We start from the raw sequence: 11642 nt of genomic DNA, 5'->3' as shown, positions 1-11642 counted from the left end.
AATCAAGAGAAAAATTAAAAATCGTGTGCCTATGAATTTGGATGATTTGAAGGAGCCCAATGTAGGAATATCAAGCACTTAGCTTCAATTTTATGCTAAAGTATGCCTATTACTGTCGAACGTAGGATGCCTTCCGCTGTTCTTCGTCCTGTCCGTGGTTCTTGCACAGCCTCCCAGCGCAGAAGCCATCGCCGGGAACGAAACGTGTGCGACCTGCCATGAGGATGTCGTGAAGAAGTATGCCGGCACAAGACATGGCAAAGGACTGACACACGATGCTGGTGAAAGTGTGCTATGCGAATCATGCCACGGGCCAGGAAAGGAGCATGCGGAAAGCGAGGGGGACAAGGCCAGGATCAAGAATCCGAAAAAAATGGACGTGCGAGAAGGGAATGATCTCTGCCTGAATTGTCATGCTGGGGATGAGGCGGTTTACTGGCGGGGGACGACGCATGAGAGTTTCAACGTATCATGCACATCCTGCCATGAGCTTCATCAAGGCTGGTCATCCGATAACGCCTTGAAGAAACACAAGGTGAACGACCTTTGCCTTGCCTGCCATACGGATGTTCGGAAGAGCCTCTACCAGCGTCTTCACATCCGCTGAGGGACGGGCAGATGACCTGTTTGTCCTGCCACAATCCGCATGGCTCACCGGAGGAAAGTGCCGTTGCTGCTCTCTCGGTGAACGACAAGTGCTACGAATGCCACATGGAGAAGCGCGGGCCATTCCTGTTCGAGCACATCCCTGTCCGCGAAAACTGCATGACCTGCCACACACCCCATGGCTCCAACAACACGAAACTTCTCTCGACTCCGGCGCCCAGGCTCTGTCAGTCCTGCCATCTCTTCGGACATCATCAGACCGTCGCCGGCGATGCGGGCCGCATGTGGAATATCAACCGGTCCTGTGTCAACTGCCATTCTCAGATCCATGGCAGCAACCATCCCTCAGGCAAAGTCCTGCAGAGATAAGGAGGAAACCATGAGAAGAATATTCGATTCAAGCAAAAGAAATCTCTTCCTCCTGTTTGCCATGGGAATGACTCTTATGGTAATCGCCGCCACGGCACCAGCCGCATGGGCGGAGGAAGGGGGAAAAGACGACAAAGCAGCAGTCGTCACTGGAGTTCAACAGACAGATATCGATGCCGATGAGAACCGCAGCGCCAAATATGATGAGTATCGCGATATCCCGGAAGGGCTTGTTCTCAATTATCTGAGCTGGACGCTCTCCAGAAAAGAAGGGTGGCTTGGAGAATCCTATTTCCAGTTCACGGGAAAGGATGTTCTCCAGAAAGATGAAAAGATCGCCACTCGATTTGGGGTTTTTGGAAAACTGGATATTGACATCGACTGGACCAGAACCCCGCATAAGTTTACTAACGGTGCCAAGTTCCTGTTGAATTCCGTGAGCCCGGGGACATACCGAATTGCTGACGAGGCGCAGATGCGGTTCCAGGATCCGGACGGGGACGGTGTCTGGGGCGATACCGCCACCCTGCCGGCTGTCGTCGATGATTTCGTCAGTTCAACTGGTTTTCAGACCTTTGGTATCCAGCGCAACGAGGGGAGATTCGGCCTGAGGTGGACTCCTGTTGCCCACTGGAGCTTCAATCTGAACGCCGTTCGGGAGAAGCGAAACGGATACCGCCCCCTGGGGTCCGGAACCTATCTTCGTACGACAGGAATAGCCGATCCGGACGGTGTCGGCACGGATTCCATCTATCCGGTGCGGGGGCTCGAACTCCCCGAGCCGATCGACTACACGACAACCATGCTGGAATTCGGAGCGAAGTTCACGCACAAGAGATTTTTTGCCGGGGTGGCTTACCAGGTCTCTGATTTCGAGAACAACATCCCAACGCTGACCTATGATAATCCCTTCTGGTTCAATGACTGCAACGCTTCGGGCGGGACTCCGGGATGCCCGGGAAGTCCCCGCTTCATGGTTGAAGAGGGGCGCATGGACCTTTACCCGGACAATGATTCTCGAAATCTCGTCATCACTGGCGGCGTCTTCCTGCCGATGTCGACTCAGTTCACCGCCACGCTGTCGCGCGGGACGATCACCCAGGACGATGATTTCCTGCCCTGGACGACCAACACGGCGCTCATCGGTGTTGCGGATATCAATGGGGACACTGTCATTGATGCCACGGACGATCCGACGACGACCGCCCTGCTTCCCCGGAAAAGCCTTGATGGAGAAGTCGATACTACTGCCATGAATCTCGTCCTCACATCCAGGCCCTGGAAACCGCTCACACTGACGGCAAAGTACCGCACCTATGATTACGACAGCACTCAAGATCCCCTCATGCTGCAGGGATATGTGCGGTATGTCGAATCGTACTGGGGAACGACGTTCAACAATCAACCGCTTGAACACCGTCCGCTGGATTTCCAGAAAACGGTTTCCGCTCTGGAGGCTTCTCTGCATCCCTGGAAGTACTTCGGCGCACTGCTATTCTTCCAGAGGAGTTCCTGGGATTATGATCAGTACACAGACTTGAATGCGGACACGGTCCGGGATATCGGAACTCGCGCCGTAAAGGGGACCGATGATGACACCATGGGAGCGACTCTCTTCACCAATCCGGCAGAGTGGATGGATGCGAGGGTGACCTACAAGACTTCCAAGCGTGAGTTCGATGGGACCTACACGACCTTCGCCGCCGGCGAGCATCAGGGAGTCCGCCAGTACGACATCTTCGAGCGCGACAGAACGGAGATGGATGTTCAGGTCAACCTCATGCCCGTTGAAAAGCTGACCATCGGCCTGGGTTATCGCTCTGTTGAGGATGATTATGCCGACACTCTCATAACCTGGGATTCGAACACCGGGGAGTCGTTCGGCTTCCGGGAAGGGGAGGACAAAGGGTTCACTTTCACCCTGTACTTCCAGGCGGATAAGAGGCTCGATCTCTTCGTCTACATGGAATCCAGCGAGATGGAGACCCTCGTCCATGGCCAGACAAAGTACGGTACCTTTGCCAATCTCAACAACACCTGGTTTACGGAGATCGGGAACAAGTCAACCGCTTACGGTGTCGGAAGCCATATCACTATCATCCCCGACAGTCTCTATCTGGATGCCAACCTGAATCGTACACAGGGGGAGGTCTCACACGATGCGTGGAATCCTATCGCGACAGGCGACAGCAACTCGCTCAGTGCCAAGGCGTACAATTTTCCAGACCAGGTATCGAAGCTGACGACAGGAGAACTTCGTTTGATGAAGAAGCTTTCGGCGCGCTACGGGCTCGGGTTCAGCTACCTTTACGAGAAGTTCGACCTGGAAGATTTTCAGTGGGATGTCCTTGTTCCTTACGGCAACGATTTTGTCTCGTACGGCGACGATGCGCTCCGCTACCTCTTCCTCGATTCGCGTTACAACGACTACTCCGCTCACATCGCCCAGCTCTTCCTGAAGATCAAATTCTAAGGGAAGAGATATCTCAGGAGAAACCATCCTGAAATTCCGGGTCGAGGGATCTCCCGGCAGCAATAAAAAGGGGTACCCACAATGGGTACCCCTTTCATTTGTCCCTGCGAGCACTCAGAAAAGATGAAATAATTTGTCTCTGAAGAGAGGGAGAAATCGGAATCGCTCAATGAGTCTTTCGAATTCGCCCTCCGAAGAGTTATTTTTTGATGCCGAGGATGGTCTCCCAGGTGTCGGCATGCCCCTCTTCATCTGTGAGGATCTTCTCAAGCATCAGCCTGGTCACAGAATCTCCGAGGTCGCCGCAGAGCTTGATGTGCTCCTTGTACTGTTTGATGGCATCGTTCTCGCTATCGAGGTCATCCTTGATCATCTTCTTGAGATTGCCCCCCTTCTTAACCCTCGACAGCGTTGTGGTTGGCTCTCCGCCGAGATAGACGATCCGTTCCGCCAGCATCTCAGCATGCTTCATCTCATCAATTGAGGTCTTCTTGAAGATCTCGATGATGGATGGACTCTCCATTCCCTCGGCGACATAGTGGTGCTGCATGTACTGGATGATAGCGGCCATCTCATCACTCAGGTCTTTCTGCAAAGCCTCTATGATCTTTTGTCTGCTCATATCACCCTCCTGATTTTCCCTTATTATCTTCATGGAGTGAGCCCTTTTCAACTAAAATTTTACGAATCGATCCATGGAGGCATTGCAAAGGGGGCATTTGTCAGGCGCGGTTCCTTCGACTGTATACCCGCAAACGTCGCAAATATAGATGCTTACAGGACTTAAGTCCTTTCCCTCTTCCAAGGATTGTTTGGCTCTGGAATACATGGCAGCATGGATCTTCTCCGCCTCAAGCGCCCAATTCGTGCTTCTCTGGGCGAGCTTCTCCTCCTGGAACTTTGCCGTTTCGTAAAAGACAGGGTACATCTCATCAACCTCGTAGGTCTCTCCGTTGATGGCGGTCTGAAGGTTCTCTGTCGTGGAGCCGACTTCTCCGAGAGCCTTGAGATGGTTCGTGGCGTGTACCTGTTCCGCAAAGGCTATGGCACGAAAGAGGCGGCCCACGTTTCTGTTCCCTTCCTTCTCTGCCTTCCCGGCAAAGATGAGATACTTCATGTGCGCCTGGCTCTCGCCCGCAAAAGCAGCCCTTAAATTCTGTTCAGTCATTTTCCTCATGTTTCATACCTCCTTAATATAAAATGAATTTAAATCCTGCATTAAAATGAAATCATATTTTTTAAAAGGTCGAAGAGACGTCTCATCCCTCCATTTTCTCGAACATGTCCTTCCCGACGCCGCATTCCGGGCAAATCCAGTCATCAGGGAGTTCCTCAAATGGAGTGCCGGGAGGGATTCCTCCCTCATCATCGCCCTCTGCTGGATCATAGATATAACCACAGACTGTACATTTCCATTTTTCCATATTGGCCTCCTTTCCTGTAGAAGATGCTTCTGATAGAAGCATGTTTTTCTCATGACGCTTGCCACTTGTGTGATGCATTAGTTTAGAATTCTGCGAAAGGTTCCAAAAAGCCAATGAAGCTCCTCTAATAACTGATGTGTAACCCTCTTGATTTATGTTCAGGCCTCTCTTCGTGGTCTCTTTCTTCTGGAGCATTCCTGACATAAGCCTCTGAAGATAACGCTGTAGTCCGTGATAATGCAATCTCTCATGGACTTTTCTTTTAAGTGAAAACCGTTGATCACGCTATCAGGTACGTCATCAACCCGATGGCAGGATACGCAATAAAAATGGTTGTGTTGACTGCTATCCGCGTCGTATCTGAGCAGGGAATCAGCAGTGCTGACCCGCTGGATGATGCCGCTCTTCTCAAGGGTCTCGAGTGTCCTGTACACCGTGGCAAGAGAGATCGTCGGATAGATTTTTCTGATCCTGGCGTGAAGAGAATCGGCAGTCGGGTGGTCCACACTCCTTGCCAGTTCGAGGAAGATGGCGAGTCTCTGATGGGTAGCGCTCAAGCCCTTTTCCCTGCAAGTCTTGCTGAACCATTCCAGGCTCTTCTCGCTCATCTTATTTTCCAGTTTCTTCTCCCTCTTTTTAGCCTGGCTGATCTTTCTGCTGTGATGCAACTCAGCTGGCCTTTAAATAAGAAAAATTATCAGATGATAATTATTATCATATTTTTGAATTTGTCAAGAGGCGGGCCGTTTTGAGGACAAGAAAAACCGCGGAGACGGCAAGGAAGAAGAGAACGATATCAGCCGAGAGGAGTGTGAAATTTTCCTGCTTCCAGTAGTCTCTGAATAGTATTACGAGGGATGCCATCGTCGTAAAGAGCATGAAAAGGGCGGGAAGTAGGGCAAAAGAGGCTTTCCTTCCCTGCTTGATCAGCCATATGGAAACCACGGCAAGGGCAAGGGCTGCCAGGAGCTGGTTTCCCGTCCCGAAGATGGGCCACAGTGCGTTGACGGTGTTCCCCTGTGCGAGCACCCACATGAACAGAACGGAAAGGCCCGAGTTGAACCAGAACGACCGCAGGAAGATACCGGGGCTCTTAAAGAGGATGACCCAGAGCTCTTCGAACAGATATCTGTTCAGCCTGATGGCGGCATCGAGCGTCGTGATGACGAAACCTTCGACAAGCAGGATTCCAAAGACTGCTCCTAAAGCCGTCGGCAAATGGAATCCTGAGTGCAGAGCATTGCCGATGGCAAGAGAGAAAGCAAGAACAGGATTCGGCTTCAAGGACGGGTCGTCGGGCCAGACGATTGCTTTGTAATCGGAAAATGAAAGGAAAGAGCCAAGGACGAGAACGACGCCAACTGCCAGGAGGGATTCCAGAAGCATGGCATTGTAGCCGAGCTTTTTTATATCTTCCTCTCTGGCGCATTGTTTGGCCGTTGTTCCAGTGGCTACCATGGAGTGGAATCCCGAAATAGCCCCGCAGGCGATTGTTATGAAGAGCATCGGCCAGAGCATTCCAAGACGGCTGGTCTCTTCACCGTTGTTGAAAGCAGGCGCTGAGATCTTCACTCCAGCGAGTCCGCCAATGAAAACGGCAAGGATAAGAACGGTAACTCCCAGATAAAGGATCTGAACGTTTATGAAATCCCTCGGTTGCAGGATGAACCATACAGGTGCTGCTGCTGCGAAGAGCACATAGATGGAAAGAAGGATCATCCAAACCTTCGCATCGAGGGAGACGGGAAAGAGGATTCCCAGGCAGACCGAGGCAGCGCAGACACAGGCTGCCAGGATATATGCCATCAAGGTTCGGATACCTTTCTTGTAGATGAGATAGCCGAGGATGGGAGAGAAAAGGGTGATGATGATGACGGATGTTGAAGCAATGCCGCCGATGACACCCATCTCGACGCCATTCTCGACTTCAGTTCGAAGGAGCTTCTGCCCCGAATGCAGGCCTAGTTTCATCAAAGGCCATTTTGAAGTAAGAGAAACGGCCGTTAGGTTCAGGAATGCCGCCGTGACCAGAACGATCAACGTAAGAGTGAAAAGTATGAAAAGAGTGAATCCCCCTTTTCCCATCGACTTCCTGGCGATCTCCGCCATTGATTTACCGTTTTCTCTTATGCTTGCGAAGAGGGCCGAGAAGTCGTGGACGGCGCCGATGAAGATCCCACCGAAGACAATCCACATCCAGGATGGAATAACGCCGTAGAGGAGGGCGAGCGTCGGTCCAACGATGGGGCCTGCTCCGGCAATGGCACTGAAGTGGTGAGCGAAGAGAACATGAACTCTCGTTGGGACGTAGTCTCTGCCGTCGTTGATGGAAACGGCTGGTGTGGGTTTAGAGTCATCGACGCCAAGCTGCCGTGCGATGGATCGAACATGGTAACGGCTGGCTATCAGAAATGCGACAAAGGCCGATAACAGAGGAATGGCGACATTCATGCGATGCCTTTTTCAGATGCAGGCAAATAAATTTAGCACACCTCCATCCATGTGTCATATAAAAAAACCAGAGCAAGAAGCTCTGGCTTTTTTTAGATCGATTTTCGAGCTTATGGCCTTATCTCATCCTGATTTCGAGCACACTCATATTTGGGGTGAATGAATAACCTCCGTTGTAAATGACGGAGCTTTCGCAATCGATGTCGATTAACAGCGTCGTAACCTGACCGGCGACAACTGAGAAGATGATGGTCTGATTGTGATCTGCGAAATTATAGGTTCCCTGTTCTTCTGTCAGGTCCATATCCAGCACGGTCTCTTGATTGGAATTGATCACCGTGACGTGGCTGATATAGACGCTAATGAGCTTGTAGGTTCCATCTTCGAGGCTTATCGTTTCCGGAAGCGTAAATTCCTGGTGCATGGCATGCCTGTACTGAAGAAGATCTACAGTAACGGGTGGATCAAATGTATGTTTCTCTTCAACCCAGATCCCGTCGCTCTCTTTGGCTACGGTAATGCTTGAGATGGTCACTAGGACCGATGAGAGCGAGTCGATGGGCACATCGGTTACTGCGATCTCTAATTGGCCAGATCCCTTGAAGATATTGTTATCGGAATCACTGCAGGCCGGCAGATAAAACAAGGCGCAGCCAAGCAGGAAGGCAAAAAAGGTGTAGCCTGATAATCGTAGAATTTTCATCGCTCTCCCTCCAAATAGTTGGATTATATCCAGTTCATAGAACATCGAATCGATCTAGGAACATACAGATTAAAAATTATCTCCATCTATCGCCAAAAACAATGACAGATTTACATTTTTTTATGTCGCAGATTCAACAAATGGAAAGAATCTTTCATTGCGATTATGCTCATCCTATCGTGATATCGAGAAGATTTAGATGGGGACAACAGACAAGAATAATCAAAAATCCATTAATATACGCAATGAGGCTCTTGAATGTAGATGATCGGGAAGAAAGTAAATCTCTTCGTGCTTTTATTGTAGCGGATTGATTCTGTGCAACTGAATTCTGCCCTGAGAATTTTACTCCATCCCTCCTGCAGGTTCAACGTATCGGAACAGTAGGCTCCCAATTGCAAATTTAAATAGGCAGACGTCGGAGGTGCATCGTTAAGCCCCAGATTTCCATTTCCAGAGATGTCAGGACTTGCTTGAACCTTATCGATCATGATTGACTGCAACTGGTAAATTCCAGGGTCAAGAGTCATGGGTAGATCGGGAATAGTAAAGAAGTTACCATTCGCATTCACCTTTGCATCAAATGTATAACTTTTTCCTCCATAGAGGTCAAAAGGTTCCGTCCCGTCGATGTCAATTCTCTGTAACATCACTTTAGAGACGGTGATCTTTAAAGAAGTAAAACAGGCGCAGACCTGATCTTCACAGCTTTTAGCTGGATTGTAATCCCCAAAAGAGATGCCCTGCCAGGCCATGCCTAGCTGTGAAGAATGTGTAGAAACGACATCATCAGTACTTTCACAGCTCAAAATGACAATTAAGCTGATCAAGGAGAGCAATGAGATTGCCATAAGTCTCAAGAACTTCATTCGCTACCTCCGGATTTGAAAATTAGTCCACAAATCATACAACATATGCTTTAAAACTTCAATCGCCAGCTTGATTTCTCCCTCTTTCATGACGCAGGCCCCTCAAAAACTATATAGATCCTCTTGGCGTGATGCATTTTATACATTCATCAGAAGACAATTGCAATACTTATCGACGCTTCCCGCGAATTTTGCTGTATTCTTGCAGATTCCAATAAATTAGCCCGAATTCTTTCAACTTTCTGCAGGAGGAGCTCACCATTTGATCTCCTTGATGACTCCCAGCCAGATCAACAGGATCAATAGAAAGGTGTATCCCAGCGCGGCTACAAGCGAAAGGAAGATCTCTCTGACGCTCAACTTCTTGCTGAGCGCCTTCCTGGATCCTATGTACATCAGGAGGATTCCTGCAAAGTTCGTCAACCAGTAGCAAAAGATGATGAGAAAGGAGAAGTTCAGCGGCATCACCGTGCTGATAAGACTGGCAAGAAGCCAGGATACAGGAATGTTGATGAACACGTCATTCCACCAGCTCACCGGCGACAGGAGGAAACCGATCATCGCCAGTGCACCACCCGTAAGCCATTCTTTTCTCCTGCTCGCTGCAAATCCCATAGCCTCAAATTATACTATCCATAACTGCTTTATCAATATGGACATAGACATCAGGTTAGTATAATATTGGCTTCTATAGTTGACGGAAATCAAAGCCTTGGACGCAAGCTGAGAGCCGGCGAAGGTTGGTCTTTTCATTTTGAGAAAAGGGTGATGTATGGTGGAGAACATTCAGGAAATTTCACTCTTTGATCAGGTGGTCTCATTCATCGAAAAGGAAAAGTTCGTTGAGGCTAACCTGTATTCAGAATGCAACCTCTCCTCTCTAGCGACGATGAGAAGGGAGCTGCTGAATGTCATCACAAGATTTCAGTTGAAACCTGTCGTCTTCGCGGGGATCCAGTATCTGGGCCAGTTTTCGAGAGAGGAAAAGATTTACATGGCCATACTTGAATCGGCGCGAAAACTCTTCCTCTTCGGGGTTCCAGATGCCGAAGTTGGTCCGGTTCCAGGACTGTTTTCCGTTCCACTCGACGAAGGGAGATATACAAAAGACGTTTTTCTCGTCATCAACGGGACCGATTATTATGCGGCGATGATTGCGAAGGAGATAAGAAAGGATCTCTTCGAAGAGGATAAGAACCTCTATAAAGCGTTCATAACATTTGATCGGAAGATCATCAACATTGTCATTTCGATACTGAATTCCATCCTCATCGAGAAGAAAGTGGAACTCCCGCCGCCCATCGGAACGACCGATTCCTTTCTTGCCGAGGTCAATCAGAAAAGGATGAAAACGGTCATCTTTAACAGCCTCCTGAAGGATATAAGCATCCTCGGCGATCAGCTCTATAATTTTTCGGCCATCGACTCGCAATCAGGACTCTTCAATAAGAGATATTTCTACCTCCAGTTGATCAAGGAGGTGAACCGATTCGACAGAAAGAAATTGCCTTTTTCTCTGATCTTCTTCAATCTGAAGTGCGAGCAGGAGACATTAAACGGATCTGACTTATCGCCGGATGATGCCTATGCGGCAATGGCCGAAGTGATAAAAGCAGGCATAAGGAAATCGGATGACTTTGGTTTCAAGCTGAGGGAAGGGGAGTTCGCCATTCTCCTTGCAGAAACACCCGAGCAGGGTGCTGCGAGGGTTGCCGTGAGAATAGAAGATTCCTTTAAAACGAAGAATATCCCCGGCGTGATATTGAAGATAGTCATTTCGGAATTCAATAGGGGGAAGACCATCAAGTCCATCCTTGAATATGCCGAGAAGCGCTTAAGAGAAATGTAGTTACAACATGCTGGGTGTTGATTAAAGCCGCCTTATAACAGGGAAAAGCTTCTTGCGGAAAGATCATTCAGAGATTAATGTCCGGAAAAAAATCAGGTTTTGAACATATCGTTGATACTCTTATCAGGAGATACGACCCTGACTGGTTCTCCCGGAAGAATAGGAAAGATCCTTACAGGATCCTGATCTCCTGCCTTCTGAGCCTTCGAACGAAAGATGAAGTTACCTTGCCCGCCACGGAGAGACTCTTCGCATTAGCCCGCACCCCCGATGAGATGATGAAGCTGAAGGAACGCAGAATCGTGCAGATCATCTATCCTGTTGGTTTTTACAACGTCAAGGCGAAAAGGATAATCGAGATCAGCAAAACGCTTGTCGAGAAGTATGGATCGAGGGTCCCGGATGACCTTGAGACTCTCCTGACGCTCAAAGGAGTTGGCAGAAAAACGGCAAACCTGGTCATCAGCCTCGGGTATGGAAAGCCTGGGATATGTGTGGATACTCATGTACACAGGATCTCCAACAGGATAGGAATCGTCAGGACGAAGACTCCACACCAGACGGAATCTGCCTTGAGGAAGATCCTGCCAATGCAATACTGGATCCCCTTCAACAATGTTTTAGTAAGGCACGGCCAGGAGATATGCAAGCCTATTTCGCCGCTCTGCAGCGCCTGTCTTATTGAGAAGCTCTGTCGGAAACTGGGTGTGACGACGTCAAGATAGGGGATTGAAGTACCCGACTCCGGAAAGGGAAGCTATTACTTACTCTTCCTTCTCCTTCTCCTTCTCCTTCTCGAAGATCGTAATCTTCTTGATGACAACATCCTTCAAAGGTTTGAAGAAGGGTTCCTGGACAAGCTCGGTTGTCGGAACAACCGAGATCTTCTTTACTGCCT

At 49.3% G+C, this 11642-nt stretch carries 13 protein-coding genes; 5 read left to right on the top strand and 8 right to left on the bottom strand.

Going from position 1 to position 11642, the window contains the following annotated elements; translation table 11 throughout:
* Positions 1-154 precede the first annotated feature (154 nt).
* The 3 genes from AB1756_01735 to AB1756_01725 are packed head-to-tail and all read left to right on the top strand — an operon-like array spanning position 155 to position 3448.
* Positions 155-607: a cytochrome c3 family protein gene (locus AB1756_01735; GenBank protein ID MEW5806065.1), complete on the top strand. Its 453-nt coding sequence runs from the start codon at positions 155-157 to the stop codon at positions 605-607.
* An 11-nt stretch (positions 608-618) separates the two neighbouring features.
* Positions 619-975 carry a cytochrome c3 family protein gene (locus AB1756_01730; protein MEW5806064.1) on the top strand — a complete coding sequence of 119 codons (357 nt, stop codon included), beginning with the start codon at positions 619-621 and terminating at the stop codon, positions 973-975.
* Between the two features lie 10 nt (positions 976-985).
* Positions 986-3448, top strand: a complete 2463-nt coding sequence (locus AB1756_01725; GenBank protein ID MEW5806063.1) for an MtrB/PioB family outer membrane beta-barrel protein — start codon at positions 986-988, stop codon at positions 3446-3448.
* 199 nt (positions 3449-3647) lie between these two features.
* Here the strand turns inward: AB1756_01725 and AB1756_01720 are convergent, their stop codons facing one another.
* The 8 genes from AB1756_01720 to AB1756_01685 all read right to left on the bottom strand — a co-directional run bounded on the left by AB1756_01720 (position 3648) and on the right by AB1756_01685 (position 9510).
* Positions 3648-4070 carry a ferritin-like domain-containing protein gene (locus tag AB1756_01720; protein MEW5806062.1) on the bottom strand — a complete coding sequence of 141 codons (423 nt, stop codon included), beginning with the start codon at positions 4068-4070 and terminating at the stop codon, positions 3648-3650.
* A 51-nt stretch (positions 4071-4121) separates the two neighbouring features.
* A complete protein-coding gene (locus AB1756_01715) occupies positions 4122-4625 on the bottom strand; it encodes a rubrerythrin family protein (GenBank protein MEW5806061.1) in 504 nt (167 codons plus the stop codon).
* Between the two features lie 82 nt (positions 4626-4707).
* Positions 4708-4872 carry a rubredoxin gene (rd, locus tag AB1756_01710; protein MEW5806060.1) on the bottom strand — a complete coding sequence of 55 codons (165 nt, stop codon included), beginning with the start codon at positions 4870-4872 and terminating at the stop codon, positions 4708-4710.
* Between the two features lie 158 nt (positions 4873-5030).
* Positions 5031-5540: a Fur family transcriptional regulator gene (locus AB1756_01705; protein ID MEW5806059.1), complete on the bottom strand. Its 510-nt coding sequence runs from the start codon at positions 5538-5540 to the stop codon at positions 5031-5033.
* Positions 5541-5586: 46 nt separating this feature from the next.
* Positions 5587-7323, bottom strand: coding sequence for a carbon starvation CstA family protein (locus AB1756_01700; GenBank protein MEW5806058.1), 1737 nt, complete (start codon positions 7321-7323; stop codon positions 5587-5589).
* A 118-nt stretch (positions 7324-7441) separates the two neighbouring features.
* On the bottom strand, positions 7442-8026 hold the full coding sequence (locus AB1756_01695) for a DUF4382 domain-containing protein (protein ID MEW5806057.1): 585 nt from the start codon (positions 8024-8026) through the stop codon (positions 7442-7444).
* A gap of 233 nt (positions 8027-8259) precedes the next feature.
* Positions 8260-8895: a hypothetical protein gene (locus AB1756_01690; protein ID MEW5806056.1), complete on the bottom strand. Its 636-nt coding sequence runs from the start codon at positions 8893-8895 to the stop codon at positions 8260-8262.
* Between the two features lie 255 nt (positions 8896-9150).
* Entirely contained in the window at positions 9151-9510 is a 360-nt protein-coding gene (locus AB1756_01685) for a hypothetical protein (GenBank protein MEW5806055.1), read from the bottom strand.
* A gap of 157 nt (positions 9511-9667) precedes the next feature.
* Here AB1756_01685 and AB1756_01680 point away from each other — a divergent pair, with 157 nt between their 5' ends.
* Positions 9668-10744: a diguanylate cyclase gene (locus tag AB1756_01680; GenBank protein MEW5806054.1), complete on the top strand. Its 1077-nt coding sequence runs from the start codon at positions 9668-9670 to the stop codon at positions 10742-10744.
* A gap of 77 nt (positions 10745-10821) precedes the next feature.
* Positions 10822-11469: an endonuclease III gene (gene nth, locus AB1756_01675; protein ID MEW5806053.1), complete on the top strand. Its 648-nt coding sequence runs from the start codon at positions 10822-10824 to the stop codon at positions 11467-11469.
* The last annotated feature ends 173 nt before the right edge of the window (positions 11470-11642 follow it).

The sequence above is a fragment of the Acidobacteriota bacterium genome, assembly GCA_040752675.1.
Lineage (GTDB): Bacteria > Acidobacteriota > Polarisedimenticolia > JBFMGF01 > JBFMGF01 > JBFMGF01.
This window is presented reverse-complemented; position numbering and strand designations above follow the sequence as displayed.

Excerpts from the sequence above, each read along its gene's own strand:
- AB1756_01730 (MEW5806064.1), top strand. The coding sequence starts at position 619 with ATGACCTGTTTGTCCTGCCACAATCCGCATGGCTCACCGGAGGAAAGT.
- AB1756_01725 (MEW5806063.1), top strand. The coding sequence starts at position 986 with ATGAGAAGAATATTCGATTCAAGCAAAAGAAATCTCTTCCTCCTGTTT.
- AB1756_01720 (MEW5806062.1), bottom strand. The coding sequence starts at position 4,070 with ATGAGCAGACAAAAGATCATAGAGGCTTTGCAGAAAGACCTGAGTGAT.
- AB1756_01715 (MEW5806061.1), bottom strand. The coding sequence starts at position 4,625 with ATGAGGAAAATGACTGAACAGAATTTAAGGGCTGCTTTTGCGGGCGAG.
- rd (MEW5806060.1), bottom strand. The coding sequence starts at position 4,872 with ATGGAAAAATGGAAATGTACAGTCTGTGGTTATATCTATGATCCAGCA.
- AB1756_01700 (MEW5806058.1), bottom strand. The coding sequence starts at position 7,323 with ATGAATGTCGCCATTCCTCTGTTATCGGCCTTTGTCGCATTTCTGATA.
- AB1756_01695 (MEW5806057.1), bottom strand. The coding sequence starts at position 8,026 with ATGAAAATTCTACGATTATCAGGCTACACCTTTTTTGCCTTCCTGCTT.
- AB1756_01690 (MEW5806056.1), bottom strand. The coding sequence starts at position 8,895 with ATGAAGTTCTTGAGACTTATGGCAATCTCATTGCTCTCCTTGATCAGC.
- AB1756_01685 (MEW5806055.1), bottom strand. The coding sequence starts at position 9,510 with ATGGGATTTGCAGCGAGCAGGAGAAAAGAATGGCTTACGGGTGGTGCA.
- AB1756_01680 (MEW5806054.1), top strand. The coding sequence starts at position 9,668 with ATGGTGGAGAACATTCAGGAAATTTCACTCTTTGATCAGGTGGTCTCA.
- nth (MEW5806053.1), top strand. The coding sequence starts at position 10,822 with ATGTCCGGAAAAAAATCAGGTTTTGAACATATCGTTGATACTCTTATC.